Origin of the sequence: Novosphingobium sp. PhB165 (assembly GCF_004341845.1) — a bacterium.
Taxonomy (GTDB): domain Bacteria; phylum Pseudomonadota; class Alphaproteobacteria; order Sphingomonadales; family Sphingomonadaceae; genus Novosphingobium.
On sequence record NZ_SLVB01000006.1, the window covers coordinates 472304 to 495728 of the forward strand.

17 protein-coding genes are annotated in these 23425 nt (G+C 66.3%); 5 read left to right on the top strand and 12 right to left on the bottom strand.

Going from position 1 to position 23425, the window contains the following annotated elements:
- Positions 1 to 72: 72 nt before the first annotated feature.
- The 7 genes from EDF56_RS19245 to EDF56_RS19275 form a co-directional block, all read right to left on the bottom strand.
- Positions 73 to 1092, bottom strand: coding sequence for an arginine N-succinyltransferase (locus tag EDF56_RS19245; protein ID WP_132390472.1), 1020 nt, complete (start codon positions 1090 to 1092; stop codon positions 73 to 75).
- Positions 1093 to 1153: 61 nt separating this feature from the next.
- Positions 1154 to 2356, bottom strand: coding sequence for a hydrolase (locus tag EDF56_RS19250; RefSeq protein ID WP_132390474.1), 1203 nt, complete (start codon positions 2354 to 2356; stop codon positions 1154 to 1156).
- 7 nt (positions 2357 to 2363) lie between these two features.
- Positions 2364 to 3782, bottom strand: coding sequence for a succinylglutamate-semialdehyde dehydrogenase (gene astD / locus EDF56_RS19255; RefSeq protein WP_132390476.1), 1419 nt, complete (start codon positions 3780 to 3782; stop codon positions 2364 to 2366).
- Positions 3779 to 4810, bottom strand: a complete 1032-nt coding sequence (locus tag EDF56_RS19260; protein WP_132390478.1) for a DUF1338 family protein — start codon at positions 4808 to 4810, stop codon at positions 3779 to 3781. The genes astD and EDF56_RS19260 overlap by 4 nt, the downstream gene beginning before the upstream one ends.
- A gap of 117 nt (positions 4811 to 4927) precedes the next feature.
- A complete protein-coding gene (locus EDF56_RS19265; RefSeq protein ID WP_132390480.1) occupies positions 4928 to 5488 on the bottom strand; it encodes a nuclear transport factor 2 family protein in 561 nt (186 codons plus the stop codon).
- On the bottom strand, positions 5478 to 6392 hold the full coding sequence (locus EDF56_RS19270; protein WP_132390482.1) for an SDR family NAD(P)-dependent oxidoreductase: 915 nt from the start codon (positions 6390 to 6392) through the stop codon (positions 5478 to 5480). Before EDF56_RS19270 ends, EDF56_RS19265 begins: the two co-directional genes overlap by 11 nt.
- Positions 6389 to 6946 (bottom strand): nuclear transport factor 2 family protein, encoded by a 558-nt coding sequence (locus EDF56_RS19275; RefSeq protein ID WP_132390484.1) that lies wholly within the window; start codon positions 6944 to 6946, stop codon positions 6389 to 6391. The genes EDF56_RS19270 and EDF56_RS19275 overlap by 4 nt, the downstream gene beginning before the upstream one ends.
- A 256-nt stretch (positions 6947 to 7202) precedes the next feature.
- Between EDF56_RS19275 and EDF56_RS19280 the strand changes: the two genes are divergently transcribed.
- From EDF56_RS19280 to EDF56_RS19290, 3 genes are read left to right on the top strand one after another with little or no spacing between them, the layout of a single operon-like run.
- Positions 7203 to 9566, top strand: coding sequence for a glycosyltransferase family 4 protein (locus tag EDF56_RS19280; protein WP_132390486.1), 2364 nt, complete (start codon positions 7203 to 7205; stop codon positions 9564 to 9566).
- A complete protein-coding gene (locus tag EDF56_RS19285; RefSeq protein WP_243652698.1) occupies positions 9538 to 10851 on the top strand; it encodes a glycoside hydrolase family 130 protein in 1314 nt (437 codons plus the stop codon). The genes EDF56_RS19280 and EDF56_RS19285 overlap by 29 nt, the downstream gene beginning before the upstream one ends.
- Before the next feature lie 31 nt (positions 10852 to 10882).
- Positions 10883 to 11530, top strand: coding sequence for a dihydrofolate reductase family protein (locus EDF56_RS19290; RefSeq protein WP_132390490.1), 648 nt, complete (start codon positions 10883 to 10885; stop codon positions 11528 to 11530).
- A gap of 631 nt (positions 11531 to 12161) precedes the next feature.
- On the opposite strand, the gene EDF56_RS19295 is transcribed toward EDF56_RS19290, so the two are convergent.
- The 5 genes from EDF56_RS19295 to zwf form a co-directional block, all read right to left on the bottom strand.
- Positions 12162 to 14960 (bottom strand): phosphoenolpyruvate carboxylase, encoded by a 2799-nt coding sequence (locus tag EDF56_RS19295; protein ID WP_132390492.1) that lies wholly within the window; start codon positions 14958 to 14960, stop codon positions 12162 to 12164.
- The gene (eda, locus tag EDF56_RS19300; protein ID WP_132390629.1) at positions 14957 to 15583 is read right to left on the bottom strand and encodes a bifunctional 4-hydroxy-2-oxoglutarate aldolase/2-dehydro-3-deoxy-phosphogluconate aldolase; all 627 of its coding nucleotides are present in this window, start codon (positions 15581 to 15583) and stop codon (positions 14957 to 14959) included. Before eda ends, EDF56_RS19295 begins: the two co-directional genes overlap by 4 nt.
- 8 nt (positions 15584 to 15591) lie before the next feature.
- Positions 15592 to 16596 (bottom strand): glucokinase, encoded by a 1005-nt coding sequence (locus EDF56_RS19305; protein WP_132390494.1) that lies wholly within the window; start codon positions 16594 to 16596, stop codon positions 15592 to 15594.
- Positions 16593 to 18407, bottom strand: coding sequence for a phosphogluconate dehydratase (gene edd, locus EDF56_RS19310; protein ID WP_132390496.1), 1815 nt, complete (start codon positions 18405 to 18407; stop codon positions 16593 to 16595). Before edd ends, EDF56_RS19305 begins: the two co-directional genes overlap by 4 nt.
- A 277-nt stretch (positions 18408 to 18684) precedes the next feature.
- Positions 18685 to 20142 (bottom strand): glucose-6-phosphate dehydrogenase, encoded by a 1458-nt coding sequence (zwf, locus tag EDF56_RS19315; protein ID WP_279389720.1) that lies wholly within the window; start codon positions 20140 to 20142, stop codon positions 18685 to 18687.
- Between the two features lie 387 nt (positions 20143 to 20529).
- Between zwf and EDF56_RS19320 the strand changes: the two genes are divergently transcribed.
- Positions 20530 to 21543 carry an ATP-binding protein gene (locus EDF56_RS19320; RefSeq protein WP_243652699.1) on the top strand — a complete coding sequence of 338 codons (1014 nt, stop codon included), beginning with the start codon at positions 20530 to 20532 and terminating at the stop codon, positions 21541 to 21543.
- A 357-nt stretch (positions 21544 to 21900) separates the two neighbouring features.
- Positions 21901 to 23331 carry a porin gene (locus EDF56_RS19325; protein WP_243652700.1) on the top strand — a complete coding sequence of 477 codons (1431 nt, stop codon included), beginning with the start codon at positions 21901 to 21903 and terminating at the stop codon, positions 23329 to 23331.
- The last annotated feature ends 94 nt before the right edge of the window (positions 23332 to 23425 follow it).

Genomic DNA, 23425 nt, shown 5'->3' on the forward strand with positions numbered 1-23425 from the left:
AAACACCTGACGACTCGGAAAATGCGAAAAACAAACGATAAACAGAGCGTAATCCGGTTCGGAACGAATGGATTACGCTCCAGCGTAAGTGATACTGTCGCCCCGCTGGACGCCTAGCAGAGCGGCGGCGGCGGCATCAAGCGTTACGCCGCCATCTGCGGTGTCCACTTTGCCGAGGCATGCCCGAAATGCGGCGAGCCGCCCCGTGGCCACGAGATGGCTGGCCTCTTCCTCGTCCGCCGGGGTGATCGCGGTGACTTCGGCGGTGCGCGCTTCCTGCACGGTGCGGATCTGGTCGGTCCGGGCGATCATGGTCGGGCCGCCATCGAAGATGTCGATATAGTTCTGAAACGCGAAGTTCTCGTTTTCCAGCATGCGCATCGCCGGGCGGCCGGAATAGTGCGGCTGGCCCATCACCTGCCGCGCCGCTTCGGACAGCAGCGCGCAATAGATCGGGTGCTTGGGCATGAGGTCGGCAATGAACTGGTTGCCGTGCTTGGCGTTGAACTCGTCGGCATCGCGGAAGCTCATGTCGAAGAAGCGGCCCGCAAGGCCGTCCCAGAACGGCGAGTTGCCGGCATCGTCGATGGCGCCGCGCAGTTCGGCCAGCGTGGTATCGCCGAACCGCTCGCGGTGGGTCTTAATGAACAGGTAGCGGCTGCGCGCGAGCAGCTTGCCGACGCCCGCCGACCGCTCGGTGGCGTCAAGGTAGAGCCCGCCCACTTCGCTGGCGCCGTCGAGATCGGTGCAGAGCGTCAGCATTTCGGCGCGGAACGTGCGGTCCAGCTCGCGCGAGTGCTGGGTGATGCGGCCAATGCGGTAGGAATAGAACGGAAACTCGGTGCCGACTTGCGAGAACGCCTGGCAGGTGCCGCGCACTTTGCCGGTGGCGGTGTCCTCGAGGATGAACACGAAAAGGTCGTTGGCGATCTCGTCGCCGGCGCGGGCGAAGCTCCGCGCCGTGCGGGACAGCTTGGCCTTCAGCGTCGGCTTGTCCGGCGGCAGGTTGGTGAAGCCGCCCCCGGTGCCCTTGGCCATGCGGTAGAGCGCTTCGAGGTCCTTTTCCTGTGCGGTGCGCAGGAGGAAAGTCATGCGGCAGGTACTCCGTGGCTCTATTATTGATTTTAGATCATTTTCTTGAGGTTCGGGCGGGTTACCCGATTTGAAAATGCTCCAGGCGGTGCATCACGAGGGCAGTCAGGCGGGCGCGGGCGTCGAGCGAGCCGGCCAGCAGGAATTCGTCCGGCGAATGGATCGACCCGCCCAGCGCGCCCATGGTGTCGAGCACCGGGACCCCGCAGGCGGCGATGTTGTTGCCGTCGCAGACGCCGCCGGTGTCCTTCCAGCTCATCGGCTGGCCAAGGTCGGTGGCGGCCTTGCTGACGAGGCCGTAGAGCGCCTCGGTCTTGTCCGAGATCGCCTTGGGCGGGCGCGAGACATGGCCGTGGATGTGGATGTGGACGTCATGCGCGGCCGAGACTTCGGCCACGGCAGTCTCGATGTACGCCTGCGCCTCGCCTGCGAGTTCGGGCGTGGCCGGGCGCATGTTGAAATGCAGGATCGCGAGATCGGGCACCGTGTTGTTGGGCGCGCCGCCTTCGATCTTGGCGGGGTTCACCGAAAGGCCCGGGCGGCGCATCGCGGCAAGGCGCAGGGCGAGGTCGCTGGCGGCGACCACCGCATTGCGCCCGTCCTCGGGATTTCGCCCGGCATGGGCGGAGCGGCCGTGAACGACGACGGCATAATTGCCCGAACCGGGCCTTGCGCGCGCCATCTGGCCGCCGGGGAGCGCGGGTTCATACGTCAGCGCTGCCACTTTGCCGCGCGCCAGTTCGGCGATCAGCGCGGCGGAGGAGAGCGAGCCGGTTTCCTCGTCGCTGTTGATGAGGACATCGTAACCGAGCTTCGGGCCGGATCGCTCATAGGCACCAAGGCCGGCGAGCATCAGCGCAAGGCCGCCTTTCATGTCGGCGGTGCCGGGGCCGTGGAGCGTATCCTCGTCCAGCCAGTCGCAAGTCTGGAAGGGATGCTCGCGCGGGTAGACGGTGTCCATGTGGCCGGTGAGGATCACCCGGCGCTCGGCCTCGGGCCGCACCGACAGCACGAGATGGCGGCCGTGGACGATCTCGCGGGTCTGGCCCTGACCGTCCACTTTCTCGACCGGGGCGGGATCGACCAGCCGCAGATCGCCGGGCAGCGCCGCGAAGGCATCGGCAAGGCGCGCGGCCATCGCCGCGAGCCCCTCGACATTGGCGGTGCCGCTGTTGATCGCGGCCCAGTCCAGCGTGTGCGCAAGGATCGGGGCCCGTTCGACCGGGGCGAGAAGATCCCGTTCCGCTCCGGCCAAGCCCGTCATGCCCCCGTCATCCGCTTAGCTTGCCGGTTAGCGCGCCGCTGTTGCCCGCGACCGTTTCCGCCTCGAAACTGGCGACCGGATAGGCGCAGTAATCGGCGGCGTAATAGGCGCTGGGGCGGTGGTTGCCGCTGTCGCCAAGGCCGCCGAAGGGCATCGATCCGGCGGCGCCGGTGGTCGGTCGGTTGCGGTTGACCACGCCCGCGCGGCTTTCCAGCACGAAGCGGTCCCACAGCGCATCGTCGCCGCTGACAAGGCCCGCCGAAAGGCCGAAGCGCGTGGCATTGGCGGCGGCCATGGCGGCATCGAAGTCGGGCACGCGGGTCACTTGGACGATGGGAGCGAAGATCTCCTCGTCGGGCACGTCCACGCCGGTCACGTCGAGAATGCCGGGGGTGACGAAAGCGCCGCTGCGGCCTTGAACGCCCTCGAAGGCGCGGATCACCGTGGCGCCGCGCTCGACCAGTTCGGCAAAGCGGGCCTTGGCGGCCTCGGCGGCTTGAACCGAGATCAGCGGGCCGAACCACGGTTCGGGCGTCTCGTGCCATTCGCCAATGGTCACGCGGTCGGCCAGTGCGGCGACGGCATCGACCAGCGCGGTGCCGAAATCGGTGTCCGGCACGATCAAGCGCCGCGCGCAGGAACAGCGCTGGCCGGTGGTGATGAAGCTGGACTGCACGACCACCGAGGCGGCCTCGTCGAGATCGCCGTCCCAAACCACCAGCGGATTGTTGCCGCCAAGTTCGAGCGCGAGGATCACGTCGGGCCGGTCCGCGAAGATCCGCCGGAAATGCGCGCCCGCGCCCGCAGAGCCGGTGAACAGCAGCCCGTCGATATGGGCCGCCACCAGCGCCTCGCCAGTGGCGCGGGCGCCGTGGACGATCTGGAACACGCCGTCTGGAAGACCGGCTTCGGCCCAGGCATCGGCCATCGCCTGCCCGGTCGCCGGGGTCATTTCGGACGGCTTGAACACCACGGTGTTGCCCGCCAGCAGGGCGGGAACGATGTGGCCGTTGGGCAAGTGGCCGGGGAAGTTGAACGGCCCCAGCACGGCCATTACGCCGTGCGGACGGTGACGCAGCACGGCAGCACCGAACGGCATGTCCTGACGCTTTTCGCCCGCGCGTTCGGCCTGCGAAGCGATCGAGATGCCGACTTTGCCGATCATCGACGCCAGTTCGGTGCGCGTTTCCCAGAGCGGTTTGCCGGTTTCGCGCGAGATGACCTCGGCGATCGCGTCCTTGCGGCTTTCGAGCACGGCCTTGAACCGCTGCGCCGCCTCGACACGCGCGGCGACGGGCAGGGCTGCCCATGCCGGAAACGCCGCGTGGGCGCGGGCGAGCGCGGCGTTCACCGCTTCGGCATCGGCAATTTCGCCTTCCCAGACGAGCGCGCCGCTGGCCGGATCGAAGGACTGGAGCTGGCTCATGCGTTCCTCGTCACGGCGAAGATGCCGGTGGCATTGCCCGAATCGAAGGTGAGATCGAGCTTGCCGGTCTCCGGATCGATGTCGCGGGTGATGAATTCGTAGAACGATCCCGGCACCGGCAGCGGCACGTCGCTGCCGTCGGCCTCGCGGAATGGGCGCACGACTTTGTCCGCCAGGATCGCGGTCTGGCGGACGCGGCCGTTCTGGGAGATCTCGACCGCTGCCTTCATCGGATAGCCCGCGTCCTTCAGCGTATCGGACAGGGCCAGCACATCGGCGGTTCGGGTGGTCGCGTGGTTGAAGGCATTGCCTTCGGTCGCGATCCAGGCGCCTTCCTTGGTTTCCGGCAGCAGCAGTTCGTAATCGGCCAGCGCGGGCGTTTCATGCTGGCGCTCGAAGCAGGCGAGCGCGCCCTTGAGCGCGGTCACCGCCGTGTCGAAAGTGCAGACTCCGTCGCTGGCGATGGTGTCGAGCGCGGCCCATTCGTCCTTGCCCAGCGGGTCCTTCGAGGTGCCGAAGACATTGGTGCACGCGCCTTGGGCGGCTTCGGGAAGCTGGTCGACATGAAGTTCGGAGACGAAGAACTGCGGGATCGTTTCCGGCAGGTCGCGCTGGACATAGGCGCGGCCGGTCATCTTCAGCTTGGGCAGCGGATAGAGGCCGCCGACCTCGTAACCCAGCGGGGCGAGGAAGCGGCCGAACGCCATGTGGCCGCTCGGCAGGTCGCCGGTCTCGCCGTCGATCGTGCGCAGGGCGCCGTGGTCGAAGACGATGGTCTCGCCAGCGGCGCGCACGGTGTCGATATAGCGCTGCGCGGTCGGCACGCGGTCCAGCAGGTCCGCGAAGAGCGCGGCGTTGAGCGCCATGGCCACTTGGGCGCGGCTGACGGTGTCACCCGTGCCCGCAAGCGCCGGGTCGATGGTCAGCGTGGTGAGCGCCAGCGCGGCCTTGTCGGCGCCGACAGTGGCGGCGAGCAGGCGGAAGAGCGTCTGGTCCGGATTCGCGTGAGATTGGGGGGCGGAGGGCATCGTTTCCCGTCGGTCCTGTTGTTTCGCGTGAGCCAGACATAGGAAAGGCCCCGGGCCAAGTCCATGGCGCGCGGGGCCTTGATGCGCTTTTTTGTCTATACGTAATTGGGCGCGGGATCAGAGGTTGGTGGGCGCCCTCCGATTGACCAGCGGACGCTGGTAGCTGGGATCTTCGTTCGACCGCGCAGTGACGCCGTTCAGCGCGATGTCGGGGACGTCCGCGAAAGGCACGGGCAGCGGCACCGGCTGGTGACACCATTCGATCACATTGGTGCGCAGGGCGATCCGCCATTCGCCGCCGCGCCGCTCCAGCCGGTCGACATAGCGGCCGCCGGCGATCCAGATGCTTTCGTCGCGGTTGCGGCCGACGAACTGGTAATAAGTCTCCGAATGGGCGGTATCGCCATCCACGTCGATGTTCGACTGGAGCAGGGCGTGATGGGTCAAGATCTGCCCGGCCTCATGCATCGGCACCGCCCAGTCCCAGCAGGCGGACGCCGAGCCGACGAACGGTCCGGCCGCCATTTCGGCGTCGTCCCAGAACGCGGAGAGGTAGGTGGCCCGGTCGAACCGGTCCATCCCGCGCGAGAAGCGTTCGAGGCATTCGCGGATGTCCTGCTTGTCCAGCAGCAGGTCGATCCGCGCGTTACGGTCAGTGGTCGTGCCTTCAGTGGCCATGATAGTCATTCTCCCGGATTGGGCCCCAGAGCGGGCTGCCGCGCTTTGCGCGCATGGATTCGATTTCGCGTCCGTCCACGTCGGTCACGCCATATTCACGGGCGAGTTCGGCGGTGATGTAGGTGGCGCCGCTGCGCTCCATGATCGCCGGATCGGCGGCCATGGCGGCGATCACGCGGCCCGGATGCTCGACCGTGCTGCCCGCCTGTCCGGTGATCGAGCCGGTCATCTTGCCCGCCATTTTGGCAAGGTTGTCCTTCGCCTTTTCGGTGAGCGTAAGCCCCTGCCACAGGCAGATCGAGGCGACGCCGTGCGGCTCCAGCTCGATCGCCATGTCGCGCGACATGCGGTCCACCGCCGACTTGGACGTGCCGAACACGGTGCCGTAGGTATAGGTCACGCCGGTATAGCCGGAGATCGCGACGATCAGCCCCGAACCCTGCGGCGCCATGATCCCGGCGGCATGCCAGGCGGCGACGAAGTTGGACCTGACGCCCACGTCCCACATTTCGAGGTTCGAGAGCGGCTTTTCCCAGAAACCCTTGGGCTCCAGCAGGTCGTCGGAAAGCTGGAAGGCATTGTTGACAAGGATGTCGAGCCGACCCTGTTCCACGGCAACCCGCTCGAACAACATGGCCACGGCCTTGTCGTCGGCATGGTTGCAGGCGACGGCGATGCCCTTTCCTCCGCTCGCCTGTCCGCGCTCGGTGCATTGTCCCCGTTCGGTGCATTGGGCGGCGGTCTCGCCCACGGTGCCGGGCAGGTAATAGTCGCCCTCCTGCACGCTGCGGCCGGTGACGTAGACGGTGGCGCCTTGCTCGGCGAGCACAAGCGCGATGCCCTTGCCGATGCCGCGGCTGGCGCCGGTGATGACGGCGACTTTTCCGGCGAGGGGCGCGCTCATGCGAAGAAAGCCTCGCTGAAATCGCCTTTCGCGGTGCCGCCGAAGTACGCGGCATGGAAGGGATAGCCCATCACCCCGGTCGACCAGTCGGCCGCGCTGCCCCAGTCCTGTTCCCAGTCATAGAGCATGGTGCGCGCGGCGATGCGCCATTCGCCGTCGCGTTTCTCGAAACGGTCGAGATAACGCCCGCCGATGCAGGTATCGCGTTCGCCGGATTTTTCGGCTCCGGCACCCATGTCGACGCGGTGGTAGGAGATCACGTGCGTCTCCACCCGCGCCACTTCGCTGCCGAGTTCGATATGGCTCTGCCCCAGCACGTGCTGGGTGTTGCGGATGGCGTCGGCGCCGGGGACGACCCAGGCGAGATAAGCGGGAAAGTCCCCCTTGTAGACGCCGTAATCGAATGTGGCGTCGCTCCACCAGCAGCCCTCGATCAGCGCGGCATCGCGTCGGTCCTCGCCGCGCGCCAGGCGGGCGAGGCAGGCGCGGATCGCCTCACGGTCGATGAGGGCGGCCACGGCAGCACTTGACGCGGCACTTTGGCTCTCGTTCATCCTTGTCTCTCCCGGTCATTGCCCTGTTCCTGCCGGGCATAGCTCCGAATCGCGCGGCCGGAGCGGCCAATCGATAGCGGCGCCGTGTTTCGCGCCCCGGCGATGGCGCGGCCGAAACATGTCATTCCCGCTCGGCAGATCGCCGTCCGGCACCGCTTCGGCTCGTCATTGCACTTTTTTTGCAGTGCAGCGGGAAACTCGTGCCATGCTCGCGCTTTGAGGACTCGATCACCCTCCTGCCCCCCAAGGAGCGCGCATGAACTGGTTGTCCCGTGATGGCGAACCCGGTTGGAAATCGGGTTCGGATAAAGTGCGTTCGATTTTTGACGCCGCCAACGAAACCGAAGCCGACAAGCGGGTGGAACCTGCGCATATTGCCCTCGTCGGCAATTTTTCCCCTCGCAAGTGCGGTATCGCTACCTTCACCACCGATATTTTCGAGCAATTGCGCGATCATCATCCGGAAATCACGGTGGATGTTCATGCGCTGGACGATCCGGCGTATCCGCTGGCCTATCAGGGCATCGCCGGCACTATCGCCTGCAACGATCCCGAGGATTATGCCCGCGCCGCGCGGCAGATCAACGAGAGCGGCGTGGATGCGGTCTGGCTCCAGCACGAATATGGCATCTTCGGCGGCGAGGATGGCGAGATGGTGTGCCATTTCGTCGACCGGCTGGCCGCGCCGCTGATCGTGACACTGCACACCGTGTTGCTGGCACCCACTGTTCACCAGCGCGTGATCCTTGAGCATCTGGCCGCGCGCGCCTCGCGGATCATGGTGATGTCGCGCTATTCGCGAGACCTGCTCCAGCGCGAATACAACGTGCCGGCCGGGGTGATCGAAGTGATCGAGCACGGCGCGCCGGACCGGCCGTTCGGCCGCCAGGAGCATTTCAAGGCGCAACTTGGCCTCACCGGTCGCAAGGTGCTGATGAGTTTCGGCCTGCTCTGCCCCGACAAGGGGCTGGAACATGCCATCGCCGCGCTTCCGGCCATCGTCGCCGAGCATCCCGAAGTGCTCTACCGGATCGTCGGGGCCACGCACCCCAATCTGGTGGCGACCGAGGGCGAGGCCTATCGCGAGAAGCTGGAGGCGCTGGCGGCCGAGCTTGGCGTTTCGGATCACATCGCCTGGGACAACCGCTTTCTGGAAACGAGTGAACTGCTCGACCAGTTGGAGGCCTGCGATATCTACATGACGCCCTATCCGGGGCTTCAGCAATCCACATCGGGCACGCTGAGCTATGCGGTGGCGCTGGGCAAGGCGCTGGTTTCCACTCCTTACGTCCATGCCCGCGAACTGCTGGGAAACAGCGTGGGCATGCTGATCGAGCCGGGATCCAGCACCGCCATTGCCGATGCGGTTACCGCGCTGCTGGGCGATGAGGAGGAGCTTGCCGCCATGCAGCGCCGCGCCTGGGCGCGCGGGCGCGAGATGATCTGGCCGCGTTTCGCGGAAAGCTCGGCGCGGCTGATTGCCCATGCCCGCGCGCCGCGCCCCGCCATGTCGCCGGTTACGGCCACGCCGGGGCTCTCCGCGGTGTTCGCGATGAGCGATGCCACCGGCATGCTCCAGCACAGCATCGGCGTGGTGCCGGACCGCCGCCATGGCTATTGCCTGGACGACAACGCCCGCGCGCTGATGCTGATGAACGTGGCAGAGGGCCTTCCCGCCGCAGAGCGGATGAAGTGGAGCCTCGCCTATGCGGGCTTCGTGCAATATGCCTGGAACGCCGATCTCGGCCGTTTCCGCAACTTCATGCGCTATGACCGGTCATGGTGCGAGGACGAGGGATCGGAGGATTCCAACGGCCGCGCGCTCTGGGCGCTGGGCCAGACGCGCGAATGCGTGCCGGACCACTCGCTGGGCGAATGGGCGCTCGACCTGTTCGAACAGGCGCTGGGCGCGGTGGACGAGGCCGGATCGCCGCGCGCGGTGGCCTTTGCCATGCTCGGCGCCTGCGCGGTGCTGCGGCGCGATCCCTCCCATGCCGCCGCGCGCGCGCGGGTGGAGTCGGGCGGCGATTTCCTGATGAAGCTGCTCGGCCATGGCCGCCGTCCCGATTGGGCCTGGTTCGAAGCCGTGCTCGGCTATGACAACCCGCGCCTGCCGCAGGCCCTGATCGAGGCCGGCATGGCTCTGGGCCGCGAGGACTGGATCGGCGACGGGCTCGCCACGCTCGAATGGATCTGCCACCAGCAGGTGTCGGCGCGGGGGCAGTTCCGGCCCATCGGTTCCGAGAGTTTCCACAAGCCCTACAGCTACTTGCCGTTCGACCAGCAGCCGCTGGAAGCGCAAGCCGCCATCGAGGCATCGCGCACTGCCTGGCGCGCCACGCACGGCGCGTTCTGGCGCGAACATGCCCTGGCGGCGTGGCGCTGGTTCTTTGGCGGCAACGATCGCGGGGTGGTTCTGGCCGATCTCGTGTCCGGGCGCTGCCGCGACGGCGTGACGCCGCGTGGGGTAAACGGCAATTGCGGTGCGGAATCCGTTCTCGCTTTCCAACTTTCACACTATGCTATGGCGGAACTCGCCGAGTTGGGCCCATTGGCATCAACGGGTCCGCTGGCATCCGGAGGAGGTTGGCTTGAACCGGCCCGAGACAGCCTGGTCTGAACCGCTGCATATTTTCGAAACGCGCCTCCACGCCGATCCGTCGCGCGTGGTACTGCGACCGTTCCACCTCGGGTGGCAGGCGAAAAACGCGCCCAGTACGCGGGCGATGAACCTCGTGGAGGATATCGCCGCGCTCACCGAAGAGCGCGCCGATGCCGAATACGAGCGCGTGCTGCGCGACTTCAAGGAGCGGCACTGGCAAACCGAGAACATCTTCGCCGAACGGTTTGCTGAGGTGGCCGCGAATCTCGATCTCGATCCCTCGCGCTTTTCCGAGGCGCGTCAGCGGTTGATCGGGGCCTATTTCTGCCACGAATACACATTCGCGGCGGCGGCGCTGATGAACCCCTCTATCGTGCCCGCGCCCGACCAGTCGGGCATGCAGGACGGTTCGGTGCGCTTCATCATGAGCCTGCGCGCGGTGGGGGAAGGGCACATCAGCTCGATCGCCTTCCGTGAAGGCATTGCCGAGGAAGACGGCACGTTCAGCCTCTGGCCGCAGGCCTCCTTCGCGACATCGGTGGAACTCGACGACGAGGAGCAGATCGATGCCGAGGACACGAACGTCTTCGTCCATCGCCATCCCGAATCGAGCCTGTCCAACACGGTGATCTTCCCGATCACCGAGCAGCAGCGCGGCGGGCTGGAAGACTTGCGCCTCGTCCGTTTCGATCATGGCGACGGCGATTACGAGTGGATCGGCACCTATACGGCCTATTCGGGCAGCTCGATCCGCTCCGAACTTTTGCGCACGCGCGATTTCCGGGCGTTCGAGCTGGAGCCGATCCACGGCCGCGCCGGGCGCAACAAGGGCATGGCGCTGTTTCCGGAGAAGATCGACGGAAAGTACGTGATGGTCGGCCGTCAGGACGGCATGAACCTCTACCTCCTCAAGTCCGACGCGCTGGAGAACTGGGACGACGAGGGCGAGCTGCTGATGGAGCCCGAATATCCCTGGGAGTTCATCCAGATCGGCAATTGCGGCAGCCCGGTCCGGACCGAGCACGGTTGGCTGCTGTTCACCCACGGCGTCGGCGCAATGCGCAAGTACGCGCTGGGCTGCGCGCTGCTGGACCTCAAGGACCCGTCGAAAGTCCTCGCCCGCACGGTGGAGCCGGTGCTGACCGCAGAGAACGCGGACCGTTCGGGCTATGTGCCCAACGTGGTCTACACGTGCGGCGTGCTGAAAGTGGGGGAGCGGCTGCTGATCCCTTACGGCATTTCCGATAGTACGGTAGGCTTCGCCACGTGCGAGATTTCCGCACTGATGGGGCTGATGGCGTAACGGCCGGCAGGCGCGTTGCAAGGAGGGGTGGATGACGGGGCGTGTCAGAGCGGCAGGGTTTTCCCTGTCTCTTGATGGATTCGGAGCGGGACCTGAGCAGAGTCTTCAGGATCCGCTGGGCAAGCGGGGGCAGGAACTCCACGGCTGGTTGGTCGGAACCAAATTCTTCAAGACCATGATCGGTGGAGAGGGCGGCTCGGAGGGCGCGGACGAGGCTTTCGCTCAGCGCTCGATGGACGGCTTCGGTGCCTTCATCCTTGGGCGAAACATGTTCGGTGCCGAGCGCGGGGAATGGCGGGACTTCGATTGGAAGGGCTGGTGGGGGGATAATCCGCCCTACCACGCGCCGACGTTCATCCTCACCCACCATGCCCGCGATCCGATCGTCATGGAGGGCGGCACCACCTTCCACTTCGTCACGGAGGGGATCCACGTGGCACTTGAGCGTGCCCGGGCTGCTGCGGGCGGGCTTGATGTGAAGATCGGCGGGGGCGTTTCGACGGTTCGGCAATATCTGGCGGCGGGGCTGATCGACGACCTGCACTTTGCGCTTTCGCCCGTCCTGCTGGGACAGGGCGAGGCGATGTTCGAGGGGCTGGATCTTCCAGCTCTGGGTTATCGTGTGGTGGAATCGACTGCGACGGAGCTGGCAATGCACGTCACGCTTGGGCGGCAATAGAGCGGTTGAACCTCCGTTTTTTGCCGGGCCGCCACCGGGTCCATCCCGGCCTTTTCTCCAATCCCGCTCAGGCTGAGCTTGTCGAAGCCCCCTGCGGGCGTGGCGCGAGGCTGCCATCCTTCGACAAGCTCAGGATGAGCGGGGGAGGGAGAAGAGTGGGGTTGAAGGGGCGGATGAGTGGAGTGAGCTTCACGGTGCACCCCGTAACCCGTCCTCCCGCCTTCGTTGCAAGGTCGAGAGGTTGCAAGACACCGGGCGACCCTCTTTCGCGGATGTACCGATTTCCCACTACCACCAGCCACCAGCCACCTCCCAACCCGCTCAGGCTGAGCTTGTCGAAGCCCCTGCGGGCGGGGCGCGAGGTTGCCATCCTTCGACAAGCTCAGGATGAGCGGAGTTGGTGGAAGTGGAGTGAAGGGTGGTTGAGCGAAGGTGAGGAACTTTCATCCTACCAACCCACACCCGTCATCCCCGCGAAGGCGGGGATCCCGCTTCTGCTGGGCAGGGCGGGAGGTCGCCAAGAAGCGTCGCCCCCGCCTTCGCGGGGGCGACGCATGAGAATCGCGCTTCCGCCGAGGCGAAGTGCACCACCGTTCCCGCATGACCATCGCCATGCGGGAAACGGCACAGATCACCCGTGCGCGCCGAACTCGTTTGCCAGCGCCGTGGTGATCCGCAATGACAGCGCATAACACCGCGCGATCGGATCGATGAACTCGCGGTGGATCCGGGTGTAGCCGGTCGCGCTTGAGTCCGGATAGTCGCTCGGCGTGTCCACCGTGAAGTCGTCGATCGAGGGGAAACTCGTCGGGAACGCGCGGCGCAGCTGGCCGAGGCCGTCCTCGACGCGCAGGGTGAAGAACATCTCCAGCACGTCATCACGGCTGATGTCGTTGGCGCGGCTGAACGGCGGCACCATGACCACGCGCAGGAACATGTGCTTGAACAGCGCGATGCGCAGCGATTGCAGCACGCCGAGGCTGCGGCGGGTATGCTCGCGGTCCGGCAGCGGTTCCTCGTTCGGCAGCAGGTCGAGCAGGAAGTGCAGCTTCATCGCATCGACTCGCAGGCGCGAGGCGAGGCGGCGGAACACGCCCGTCCGGTCATCCTTGGTGAGGTATTCGGCCAGTTTCAGGCAGGCATCGGCGATGTGCTGCTCGTCGCCGCGATAGGGACGGCTGGCCCAATAGGCCGAATTGAACAGCTCGCCATAAGCCGCCACCGTCTTGATCGAGCCCAGCGCATCGGCGGCGCGCGCCATCCGCATCAACTGCTGCCCGCGCTCGCTTTCGCGCAGCAGCGCGGCGATTTCCTCGCGGTTGCCGTCGGACGCGGTGCCGATGCCGGCGATCACGTTCACCGGGTAGCCAAGCTGCTGGAGGATGGCATTGTGCGGGATCGCGCGGATCTGGCGCAGGCTCATCGAACGGTCGGCGCTGAGGTCCGACTGGCGGCGCGACTTGCGGCTGCCGGTATCGTTCAGCAAGCCCAGCCCGAAAGCGGTGATCGCGCGGCTGTAGGTCGAGCTTTCGAGGTGCTCGTGCTGGACGGCACGGATGGCGCGGTAGAAGTCCAGGCTGAGGTCGGTGCGGCGATAGAACAAGTCGGTCGGCGCATCGGCGTCGGCGCCCCAGAGCGGCATTTCGGCCATGCGGGTGAGCGTGGCGAGCGCCAGTTCGTCCGATCCGAACCAGAGGTAGCCGTCGCCGCCCTGGAACGAGACTTCAGGCTCCAGCCGGATCCCCGCGCGCAGGAAGCGGCGGCGGGACCAGGGCGACATCGGCCAGTCGAACCGGTCCTTCAGGCTGGAGGGATGCGCGCCGCGGCCCATCGATTCGCCGTGGGTGTTGAAGATCAGTGCGGAAACGTCGGTCAGGCCATTGGCGACCATCGCTTCGGACAGGCGGCCCTGCAAACGCTCGATGGCGAGCGCGGCGGGGATTTGTCCGACGAAGCGGCCCGCATCCGAAAAGCCGGTCTGGATCGAGACGCGGCCGCGCTTGTGGGCATATTCGCGGTAGGCAGGCTCGGCCAGCACGGCGTCGAGGAAGCGGCCGCCGTGTTCGAGCGCACTCTCGGTCTCGAACAGCGGCGAGACGTCGACCTTCTCGTCGATCCCGAACATCCGCGCGAAATAGAGCGCGGCAAGGATCGTGGTCGGTTCCTCGCACTCGGCCACCAGCATGCGGATCGGCGCGTCGGCGTCCACATGCGCGAGGATCTGCGCCATGGCCAGGAACTGGCGTACGGCGGTGGAATTCTCGATGGCGAGGGCGGCGAAGTTGGAGCGGAGCGGCGTGACTTCGGCCAGCAGTTCGCGCATGCGCACCAGCGCGGCCTGACTGGCGAGGTTCAGCTTGCCCTGCGGATCGATGCGCAGGCGGATCGCGTTCTGGAGCTGCGAGGAGTTCACGCGGAAGTGAATCCAGCCCATGCCAAGGCCGTCCGCGCGCATGGCGGCAGCGGCGACGAGAAGCGCGCGGGCCTGCTCCTGATCGGCGTGGCGCGCCTCGTTCTCGAGATCGTCGATCACGCTTTCGAGGCTGGTCAGCTTGTCCGGATGCTCGGCGGTGAGGGCGTTGGCCGCGTGCGACAGCGCTTCCGGCGAGGACAGGTCCTCGGCAAAATGCGCCGCCATCTCGGCAGCCAGCGCACCGGCGCGGGCGAGCCGTGCGGAAATCTGCGGCGCGGCCTGGGCGAGCATGTCCGCATAGCTGGCAAGGCGCTGCGCCTTTTCCTGCAAGCGGTAGCGGATCGAGGTGGACCAGCCGATATCGGTGCGGCCGTCCATGTCGTAACCCACCCACGAGGCGAAGCGCACCGGCATCGGGTGCAGGCTCTTCCAGCGCTTGGGCCAGCGGGCGGCGGCAATGTCGAACAGGCGGGCATTGATGCGGTCGCGGGCCTTCTGGCCGCGCGCGATCGCTTCGAGCGCCTTGTCGTGCTCGTAATCGAGTGTGATGTGGTCGCGTTCCGGCGAGGCCACGCAGACCGAGGCGACACTGAAATCGCCATTGGAGGCGGAATGGGTCACCGCCTCGGTCTGGGCCGAGGACAGCAGGAACGTGGGGTGCGCGGTGAAGACGACATGCGCGGCCGGGCGCTGCCAGCGCACCGCGAAAGCCGTGAAATCATCGCCCTTGCCGGCCGCATCCGCCGCCGCATCGATGCGGGCGTCGTTGTCGGCAAGGCCCACCGGGGCGAGCAGCCGGTCGAGCCGGGCGGCGCGGGCGCGCAGGCCCTCGCAGTCCATCTCGGCGACGAGAGCCTCGATCTGGTCGAGGCTCATCTCGCCGGTCTCCAGCTTCCTCGACAGTTCGAGGCCCAGCTGGAAGACCGGGTTGTAGAGCGGCGTCTGAGCCGTGAGGACGTGAAGCTCCTGGAGCCGGGCGTCGAGGTCCTCGACGGTGGTCAGCGCCAGCGCAGTCATCGTGCGAGCCCCGCTGCGGCGCGGGCCGCTGCCTCGATCTTGGCGACGTCCGGCTTGCCCTTGGGGACCATCCAGCTTCCGCCCACGCAGAGCACCGAGTCCAGAGCCAGCCATTCCGGCGCATTTTCCGGCGTCACGCCGCCGGTCGGGCAGAACTTCGCCTTGAACAGCGGGGCGGAGATCGCCTTGAGCGCGGGGGGGCCGCCTGCCGCCATGGCGGGGAAGAACTTCAGCCGTTCGAACCCGCATTCCAGCGCGAACATCACGTCGCTGGCATTGGCGGTGCCGGGCAGGAAGGGAACCTGCGCCTTGTAGGCGGCTTCGGCCAGCAGCGGGGTGAGGCCGGGCGAGACGATGAACTCGGCGCCCGCGTCGATCGAGCGCTTGAGATCGTCGGGCGAGAGCACCGTGCCCGCGCCGACCACGGCGCCCGGAACCTGCTTCATCACCTTGATCGCTTCGATCGCGCATTCGGTGCGCAGCGTCACTTCCAGTGCGGGCAGGCCGCCCGCGACCAGCGCTTCGGCGATCGGCAGGGCGTGTTCGATATCCTCGATCACCAGCACCGGGATCACCGGGGCAAGGCGCATGACCTTCTCGACCGCGGCGGACATGGAATTGATCTGGGTGGTCATTCGGCGTGTTCCCTGACGTAGGCGGCAGCCGCGCCGAACAGGCCGGGCTGCGGATGGGTGATGAGCTTGACGGGGATCTGCGCCATCATCGAGGCGAACCGCCCCTTGGCGCGGAAGCGCTCCGAAAAGCCCGAGGAAAGAATGGTTTCGCGAATGCGGTAGCCAAGGCCGCCGGCAATGACGACGCCGACAGCGCCATGCGCCAGCGCATAGTCGCCCGCCGCGCTGCCCAGCGAGAGGCAGAAGCGGTCTACGGCGGCAACGGCCAGACTGTCCTGATGGCTGGTGCCCGCCTGCCAGATCGCCACGTCGGTCAGATCGTGCACCGCACGGCCCTCCATGGCGGCGAGCGCCTGGTAGATATCGACGATGGCCGGGCCGGAGACGACACGCTCCACCGAGACGCGATTGTGCCGCTTGCGCAGGCGCGCGAGAATGCCGTCCTCGATCAGGTCGAGCGGGGCATAGTCGACGTGGCCGCCCTCGGTGGCCTGCACATGGTAGTACCCGCCCTGGCTGCGCGGCTGGCCGCTGCGCCACAGATGCGCGACGCCAAGCCCGGTGCCGGGCCCGAGCACGCTGATCGTGCCGGCGGCCGGCAGCGGCACGTCCGGGCCCGCAAGGTGCAGGAATTGGTCTTCCGGCGCGAGCGCCACCGCATAGGCCACCGCCGCGAAATCGTTGACGACGGTGTAGCGCTCTACGCCCAGCATCTCATTGATCAGCGCGGGGCGAATGATCCACGGGTTGTTGGTGAAGCGGATGACTTCCCCGCCGACCGGCCCGGCAATCGCGATCGAGACTGCCGGGGGCAGGGTCCCGCCATTGCGCTCCCGGAAGGCCTGCCAGGCAAGCTGGAAGCTGCCGTGGTCGCTGGTGTGAAGCGTTACCGGCTCGTCCAGTGTGATCTGGCCGTGCTCGTCCACCGAGGCCAGCGCGAAGCGGGCGTGGGTGCCGCCGATATCGACGGCAACGAGTTCGGTGCTCTTTCCCTTGCTCATAGCCCGGCAACCTCCAGCATCGATGAACCACCCTGTTCGGCGCCGCCCGCGTTCATGCGGAACATCGCGAAGAGTTCGCGGCCCATGCCTTCCGCCGGAGCGGGAAGCGGGGCGGGCGAGCGACCGGAAAGGTCGGCCGTGGTCGAAAGCGTGCCGTCGACCGCGCAAAGACGCACCACGTCGCCGTCCTGAAGATAGGCGATGGGGCCGTCCGCCAGCGCTTCCGGGGTGACGTGGATCGCGGCGGGCACCTTGCCCGAAGCGCCCGACATGCGGCCGTCGGTGACGAGCGCCACCTTGAAGCCGCGATCCTGCAGCACGCCGAGCGGCGGGGTCAGCTTGTGCAGCTCCGGCATGCCGTTGGCGCGTGGGCCCTGATGGCGCACGACCACCACGACATCGCGGTCAAGCTCGCCCGCCTTGAAGGCGTTGATGACGGCTTCCTGCGTCTCGAACACGCGGCAGGGCGCCTCGATGGTCCAGCGCCCCTGATCGACCGCGCTGGTCTTGAAAGTGGCGCGGCCGACATTGCCCGAGACAAGGCGCATGCCGCCGTCGGGCAGGAACGGCTTTGCCACCGTGCTCAGCATGGCGTCGTCCCCGCTGACGGTAGGGGCGGGCTTCCACGTGAGTTCGCCGTCATTGAGCGTCGGCTCGGTGGCATAGGCGCGCATGCCGTCCTTCGAGACAGTGAGGATGTCCTCATGTGCCAGACCTGCGTCGAGCAGTTCGCGGACCACCCAGCCCATGCCGCCGGCGGCATGGAAGTGGTTCACGTCGCCCGAACCGTTGGGATAGACGCGCGTGATCAGCGGCACTGCGCCCGAAAGCTCGTCGAAGTCTTCCCAGTCGATCACGATCCCGGCGCTGCGGGCCATGGCGGGCAGATGGATCGCGTGGTTGGTCGATCCGCCGGTGGCCAGCAGGCCGACGATGGCGTTCACGATCGCCTTTTCGTCCACGACATGCGCCATCGGGCGGAAGTCGTCGCCCTTGCGGGTCATTTCGGTCACGCGGTGGACAGCGGCGCGGGTCACGGCCTGACGCAGCGGCGTGTTCGGCGGCACGAAAGCGGCGCCGGGGATATGCAGGCCCATCATCTCCATCATCATCTGGTTGGAGTTGGCGGTGCCGTAGAACGTGCAGGTGCCGGCCGAGTGATAGCTGGCGCTTTCGCTGGCGAGCAGCTCCTCACGGCCCACCTTGCCCTCTGCATAGAGCTGGCGGACCTTCTGCTTCTCCTTGTTGGAGATGCCGCTGGGCATCGGGCCCGAAGGGATGAACACGGCGGGCAGGTGGCCGAAGCGCAGCGCGCCCATGACGAGGCCGGGCACGATCTTGTCGCAGATGCCCAGCAGGGTCATGCCGTCATACATCGCGTGGCTCAGCGAGACGGCGGTGGACAGCGCAATGGTGTCGCGGCTGAACAGCGAGAGTTCCATGCCGTCGAAGCCCTGCGTCACGCCGTCGCACATGGCGGGCACGCCGCCCGCGACCTGCGCCGTCGCGCCCACTTCGCGGGCGTAGAGCTTCATCTGTTCCGGATAGCGGCCATAGGGCTGATGCGCCGAAAGCATGTCGTTATAGGCGGTGACGATGCCGACGTTGATCGCCTTGCCGGTGGCAATGGCGGGCTTGTCCTCGCCGCTGGCGGCAAAGCCATGCGCAAGGTTGGAGCACGAAAGGAACGAGCGGTCCGAATGGCGGCCGGCTTCGCGGTCGACCATGGCGAGATAGCGTGCGCGGCTGGGCTTCGATCGCTCGATAATGCGATCTGTCACGCGGGCGACCACCGGGCTGAGGTTGCTCATGGGGTTACTCCTGCACTTTCCGTCTGTCTTTTTGTCTCAGCCTTCCGAAGCCGTCGCAACAGGTCTTCCCGTGCGAGGCTTGAAGGCATTTTGGTAACCGGTGTCAATGTCTATCTTCCACCGGTTTGCGGGGAATTCAGGCCGACCTTTTACGGAACCGCCCGCAGGGGCGGCCCTGATGCCGGACACGGAGCCGGATAAGGCGCCGCACACGGGAGACCGCCCACGCACTCCCGAATATAGGGTGCGTGGTGCGCTCATGCCCGTCAGGCCTGCCTTACTCGTGCCACGTCACGCCGTCGCGCTCGGCGAGGGCGATGGCGGCGGAGGGGCCCCAGCTTCCGGCGGTGTAGGTCTTGGGCTCCTGCGCCTGTTCCTCCCATTCCGCGCGGATCGCGTCGATCCACTCCCACTGCGCTTCCACTTCGTCGCGGCGGACGAACAGCGTCTGCTCGCCCTCGATCAGGTCCAGCAGCAGGCGCTCGTAAGCGATGCGGCGCTGCGGGCCCGCGAAAGCGTCTGGCATCGAGATGTCGAGCGGGATCGAGCGCAGGCCGAAGCCGTTGCGATCGAGGCCCGGCACCTTGGCCATCAGCGAAAGGGTGATGTTCTCGCTCGGCTGGATGCCGATGACGAGGCGGTTAGGCACCGTGCGCGCGCCGCGACCGTGGAAGATCGAGTGCGGCACATCGCGGAACTGCACGACGATCTCGGTCGTGCGCTTGGGCAGGCGCTTGCCGGTGCGCAAGTAGAAGGGCACGCCCTGCCAGCGCCAGTTATCGATATGCGCCTTGATCGCGACGAAGGTCTCGGTGTTCGAATCCTTGCCGAGTTCGTCGTCGTAGCCGGGCACGGCCTGGCCGCCGATGGCGCCTGCGCGGTACTGGCCGGTGACGGTCTCGTTCACCGCAACCTTGCGCAGGCTGCGCAGGATCTTGACCTTCTCGTCGCGCACGCTGGTGGCGTCGTAGCTGACCGGCGGCTCCATCGCGACCAGCGCGAGAAGCTGGAGCATGTGGTTCTGCACCATGTCGCGCAGCGCGCCGGAATCGTCATAGTAGGCCACGCGCGATTCAAGGCCGACGGTCTCGGCCACGGTGATCTGCACGTGATCGATATGCGCGGCATTCCACAGCGGCTCGAACATCAGGTTGGCGAAGCGTAGCGCCAGCAGGTTCTGGACGGTTTCCTTGCCCAGATAGTGATCGATGCGGAAGATCCGGTCTTCCGGGAAGGCCCGCGCGACTGCGTCGTTGATGATCTTGCTGGAGGCAAGGTCCACGCCGAGCGGCTTTTCCAGCCCGATGCGCACGTTGTCACCCGCCAGACCGCTGGCCTGAAGGCCGCGAATGGTCGGCTCGAACAGGCTGGGCGCGGTGGAAAGGAAGATCGAGAGGCCGTCCTGCGGCTGGCCGACTTTGGCCGCCAGCGCATTGAAGCCGTCCATCTGGTTGGCGTCCAGCGTCTGGTAGGACAGCCGGTTGAGGAACCGCGCCATGCCGCCGCGCCGGTCGGCAGGCAGGAACTGCTCCACCGATTGCCGCGCGAAGTTGCGGAATTCCTGATCGTCGTGATCCGAACGGGCCGTGCCGATGATCTCGATCTTCGGGTCCAGCAGACCCTCCGCATCGAGGGCACAGAGCGAGGGAAGCAGCATGCGGCGCGAAAGATCGCCCGTGGCGCCGAACAGGAGCAGACGGTCTGACGTGAATTGGGCCGAAATGGAATTGGTCACTGAGCGCGGTCCACCTTCTGAAGGTTGTTCACCTTTACGGTCATTTCCGCCGGAGACCGGCGGGCTCCTCCTCCCGCATTCCAGCTATGCGCACCGTGTCGAAAAGGGGTCGGCCATGTGATTGCGTCGATCCTGGGATTGAGGTCAGGATGTCACGATCGGGGTGTCAGGCAGGACGTCTGTTCTTCGCGGTTGCAGCATAGCATGGACTGCGTGCGAAGTGCTAGGCGAGAGCGGGCGAAACCTCAACCTCGTTTGCACGGATTGAACACGACAACAGTGTGCATACCTTATCGGGGGCCGTTTCGGACGCAATTTTCCGCAAGTTCGTTGCCGGTACGTCTTTGTCCTGTCTTTGGACGCGGGCATGGAAGTGGGTCAGCGATAATGAAGGCGAAATTCATGGCCGGTGACGGCGTCCAGCTTCTCGAACATCTTCAGACCCCGGCAATGATGGTCTCGCGCGGGCAAGTCCGCTTCGCCAACAGCGCGGCCAAGGCCCTGCTGGGCGCGCATATCGTCGGGCAGGACGTGCGCATCGCCATTCGCGAACCGCGCGCGGTGGCCGCGATCCTCAGCGAGGGCGGCGGCATTGCCCGCGTTACCGGGCTTTCGACCGGCGGCAGCGTCTGGGAAGTCGATTGCCGCGCGGTCTCTCCCGCCGATCGGCTGGTGAGCCTCTACGATCTGTCCGAACGGGTCAGCGTCGCCAAGTCGCACGCCGATTTCGTCGCCAATGCCAGCCACGAACTGCGCACGCCGCTGGCCAACGTTCTGGGCTATGTCGAGACGCTGATGAATCCAAAGGCGGGCGGCGACGAGGCCCTGCGCAACCGCTTCCTCGACACCATCCGGCATGAGGCGCACCGCATGCAGGCGCTGATCCTGGACCTCATGAGCCTCTCGCGGATCGAGGCGGTGAAGCATGAAGTGCCCTCCGACCGTATCGAGATGGTGGCGCTGGCGCAGGAAATGGCGGGCGAATCGAAGCCGGGATCGAATGTCATGGTCCACGCCAATTGTGAAACCGCCGTGGTCACGGGCGACCGGGGGCAGCTTGCCCAAGTGCTGCGTAACCTGATCGACAACTCGCTCAAGTACGGCAAGCAGGGCGGCAAGGTCGATGTCGCGCTGGAGGCCACCAGCACCGGCTGGGTGCTCGTGACCGTCAGTGACGAGGGCGAGGGCATTTCGCCCGAACACCTGCCGCGCGTCACCGAGCGCTTCTACCGCGCCGACGCCAGTCGCAGCCGCGCGGTAGGCGGCACCGGGCTGGGCCTCTCGATCGTCAAGCATATCGTCGAGCGCCATCGCGGCCGCTTCGACATCGACAGCCGCCCTGGTCAGGGCACTGTCGCCTCGCTCATGCTGCCGCTTCGGCGCGAGGAAAACGCGGGCTGATTTCCGCGCGGCGGCCACGGGGCCGCCGCGCTTGCCTCTCCGGGCGCCGGATCAGGCTGCCACGCACATTCCGTCCTTCATTCTGGCCTTTGCGGCACTCGTTTCACCGAAACGGGGCTTGTGGGGGTATGGGCGAACTCATGCCTGTCATGTGACAGTGATCTATCCATTCGGGCGTTTCAGAAATCTCCAAAGGCACCGGTTTTGCCGGCTGTCCTCCCCTGTCATCAAGCCAGTGTCATTGAACTGTAATCTCTTCGTCATACGAGCGTCGGGAAAGTGCAATTCAAGGTTCACGAAAGGATGCCGCAGGTGCAGAAAAGCGGGACAATTTCTACGCTTGCGATAGCTGTCGCGATGGGCTGGGCGATTCCTTCGCCCGCTCACGCGCAGGATTCAGCCGAAATCCAGCGTGAGCTTGCCGCCATGCGGGCGCAGATGAAGGCCATGGAAGGCCGGATCGAAACGCTCGAAGGCCAGCTCGGCGCCGCCAATGCGCGCGCCGATGCCGCCACGCAGGCGGCCCGCAACGCAGAGCAAAGCGCGGCCGAATCGGCCAGCGTGGCCGCCGCCGCGAAGGAAACCGCCGCCAAGGCCGCCAGCGCCACGCCGCCCGCACCGGCAGGAAATCCGTCATCGAGCCAGTCGCCGATTCAGGTCGTCTGGAAGGGCGCCCCGGAATTCCGCAGCGACAACGGCTGGAGCTTCAAGCCGCGCGGCCGTCTTCAGGTCGATGTCGGAGCGGTCAACGCGCCTTCGGGGCTGGACCCGGCCGCCAGCAACCATCTGGGCGTCAGCACCGAACTGCGCCGCGCCTATCTCGGCTTCGACGGCACGATGCCGGGCGGCTTCGGCTACCGCTTCGAGGTCGATCTCGCCAATTCCAGCGTCGTCATCAATGACATGTACCTGACCTACAAGGCAGGCAAGAACGTCACCTTGGCGCTCGGCAACCAGAAGCCCAACACCGGGCTGGAGGACATGACCTCGGACCTGTTCACCAGTTTCATGGAGCGGGCCAGCTTCGTCGGTGCCTTCGGCTTCGAGCGCCGGGTGGGCCTCAATGCCCAGTACCTCGGCAAGACCGTGCTGGTGCAGGGCGGCGTGTTCAGCGACGATCCCAATTCGCTCAACAACGATTACGACAAGTCCTGGAGCATGGACGGCCGCGTCGTGGCGATGCCGCAAGTCGCGGGCGGCACGCTCCACCTGGGCGGGTCGGTCCACTGGCGCACGCTCAACGATTCGATTCCTTCGGTGACGTACCAGAGCCGTCCGTTCATCCACACCACCGACTTGCGGCTGCTCAGCGCCCCGGTCAGCGATGCGCGCAACGAACTGGGCCTCGGGCTCGAAGCCGCGTGGATCAAGGGCCGGTTCCATGCGACGAGCGAAACCTACTGGCAGAAAGTGCGCCGCGTCGGCTTTGCCGATCCCACCTTCAACGGCGGTTACGCGGAAGTGGGCTATATGCTCACGCATGACGACACTCCCTACAAGGCCGGCGTCTTCGAACGGATCCGTCCGCATGACGGCTTCGACAAGGGCGGACTGGGCGCCGTGCAGCTCAATGTCCGGTACGACTGGCTGAACCTGAACGACGCCGGGATCGTTGGCGGCCGCGAACAGACCGCCGGGATCTCGGCGCTGTGGATCCCGACCGACTATGTGCGCTTCATCCTCAATTACGGTCATATCTGGGTGAAGGATTCGCCCGTGCTCGTGAACGGGACGGACAGCGATTACGGGGTCGATTCGTTCGGCATGCGCGCCCAGTTCGATTTCTGAGCTTCCTCCGGGGCGCGCGCGTTCGGCGTGCCGCCCCCTCGGGTGCCATCGCAATCGCCGGACAGCCGTTCAACCGGCCGTATTTATTCTGACA

What these genes read in the sequence shown, in the direction of transcription:
- EDF56_RS19245 (WP_132390472.1), bottom strand. Translation starts at nt 1,092, where the DNA reads ATGACTTTCCTCCTGCGCACCGCACAGGAAAAGGACCTCGAAGCGCTC.
- EDF56_RS19250 (WP_132390474.1), bottom strand. Translation starts at nt 2,356, where the DNA reads ATGACGGGCTTGGCCGGAGCGGAACGGGATCTTCTCGCCCCGGTCGAA.
- astD (WP_132390476.1), bottom strand. Translation starts at nt 3,782, where the DNA reads ATGAGCCAGCTCCAGTCCTTCGATCCGGCCAGCGGCGCGCTCGTCTGG.
- EDF56_RS19260 (WP_132390478.1), bottom strand. Translation starts at nt 4,810, where the DNA reads ATGCCCTCCGCCCCCCAATCTCACGCGAATCCGGACCAGACGCTCTTC.
- EDF56_RS19265 (WP_132390480.1), bottom strand. Translation starts at nt 5,488, where the DNA reads ATGGCCACTGAAGGCACGACCACTGACCGTAACGCGCGGATCGACCTG.
- EDF56_RS19270 (WP_132390482.1), bottom strand. Translation starts at nt 6,392, where the DNA reads ATGAGCGCGCCCCTCGCCGGAAAAGTCGCCGTCATCACCGGCGCCAGC.
- EDF56_RS19275 (WP_132390484.1), bottom strand. Translation starts at nt 6,946, where the DNA reads ATGAACGAGAGCCAAAGTGCCGCGTCAAGTGCTGCCGTGGCCGCCCTC.
- EDF56_RS19280 (WP_132390486.1), top strand. Translation starts at nt 7,203, where the DNA reads ATGAACTGGTTGTCCCGTGATGGCGAACCCGGTTGGAAATCGGGTTCG.
- EDF56_RS19290 (WP_132390490.1), top strand. Translation starts at nt 10,883, where the DNA reads ATGACGGGGCGTGTCAGAGCGGCAGGGTTTTCCCTGTCTCTTGATGGA.
- EDF56_RS19295 (WP_132390492.1), bottom strand. Translation starts at nt 14,960, where the DNA reads ATGACTGCGCTGGCGCTGACCACCGTCGAGGACCTCGACGCCCGGCTC.
- EDF56_RS19305 (WP_132390494.1), bottom strand. Translation starts at nt 16,596, where the DNA reads ATGAGCAAGGGAAAGAGCACCGAACTCGTTGCCGTCGATATCGGCGGC.
- edd (WP_132390496.1), bottom strand. Translation starts at nt 18,407, where the DNA reads ATGAGCAACCTCAGCCCGGTGGTCGCCCGCGTGACAGATCGCATTATC.
- EDF56_RS19320 (WP_243652699.1), top strand. Translation starts at nt 20,530, where the DNA reads ATGAAGGCGAAATTCATGGCCGGTGACGGCGTCCAGCTTCTCGAACAT.
- EDF56_RS19325 (WP_243652700.1), top strand. Translation starts at nt 21,901, where the DNA reads ATGGGCTGGGCGATTCCTTCGCCCGCTCACGCGCAGGATTCAGCCGAA.